This is a genomic window from Streptomyces sp. SID8352 (assembly GCF_009862265.1).
Taxonomy (GTDB): Bacteria; Actinomycetota; Actinomycetes; order Streptomycetales; family Streptomycetaceae; genus Streptomyces.
In genome coordinates this window covers 1-1,196 of record NZ_WWGX01000066.1, presented here as the reverse complement: position 1 = coordinate 1,196, position 1,196 = coordinate 1, and the positions used below count along the sequence as shown (strand labels likewise).

1 rRNA gene is annotated in these 1,196 nt (G+C 56.4%); it reads right to left on the bottom strand.

Features of this window, described 5'->3' with window-relative positions:
- Nucleotides 1–22 precede the first annotated feature (22 nt).
- Nucleotides 23–1,196: ribosomal RNA gene (locus GTY84_RS20745) — 23S ribosomal RNA — on the bottom strand; the annotation flags it as partial.

Here is a 1,196-nt window from a genome sequence, read left to right as displayed (position 1 = left end):
AACACAGTGGACGCGAGCAACTGAGGACAAGCCCTCGGCCTATTAGTACCAGTCAACTCCACACCTCACGGTGCTTCCATATCTGGCCTATCAACCCAGTCGTCTACTGGGAGCCTTACCCCATCAAGTGGGTGGGAGCCCTCATCTCGAAGCAGGCTTCCCGCTTAGATGCTTTCAGCGGTTATCCCTCCCGAACGTAGCCAACCAGCCATGCCCTTGGCAGGACAACTGGCACACCAGAGGTTCGTCCGTCCCGGTCCTCTCGTACTAGGGACAGCCCTTCTCAAGACTCCTACGCGCACAGCGGATAGGGACCGAACTGTCTCACGACGTTCTAAACCCAGCTCGCGTACCGCTTTAATGGGCGAACAGCCCAACCCTTGGGACCGACTCCAGCCCCAGGATGCGACGAGCCGACATCGAGGTGCCAAACCATCCCGTCGATATGGACTCTTGGGGAAGATCAGCCTGTTATCCCCGGGGTACCTTTTATCCGTTGAGCGACGGCGCTTCCACAAGCCACCGCCGGATCACTAGTCCCGACTTTCGTCCCTGCTCGACCCGTCGGTCTCACAGTCAAGCTCCCTTGTGCACTTACACTCAACACCTGATTACCAACCAGGCTGAGGGAACCTTTGGGCGCCTCCGTTACCCTTTAGGAGGCAACCGCCCCAGTTAAACTACCCATCAGACACTGTCCCTGATCCGGATCACGGACCCAGGTTAGACATCCAGCACGACCAGACTGGTATTTCAACGACGACTCCACACACACTGGCGTGCATGCTTCAAAGTCTCCCAGCTATCCTACACAAGCCGAACCGAACACCAATATCAAACTGTAGTAAAGGTCCCGGGGTCTTTCCGTCCTGCTGCGCGAAACGAGCATCTTTACTCGTAGTGCAATTTCACCGGGCCTATGGTTGAGACAGTCGAGAAGTCGTTACGCCATTCGTGCAGGTCGGAACTTACCCGACAAGGAATTTCGCTACCTTAGGATGGTTATAGTTACCACCGCCGTTTACTGGCGCTTAAGTTCTCAGCTTCGCCCCACCGAAATGGAGCTAACCGGTCCCCTTAACGTTCCAGCACCGGGCAGGCGTCAGTCCGTATACATCGCCTTACGGCTTCGCACGGACCTGTGTTTTTAGTAAACAGTCGCTTCTCGCTGGTCTCTGCGGCCACCCCCAGCTCAG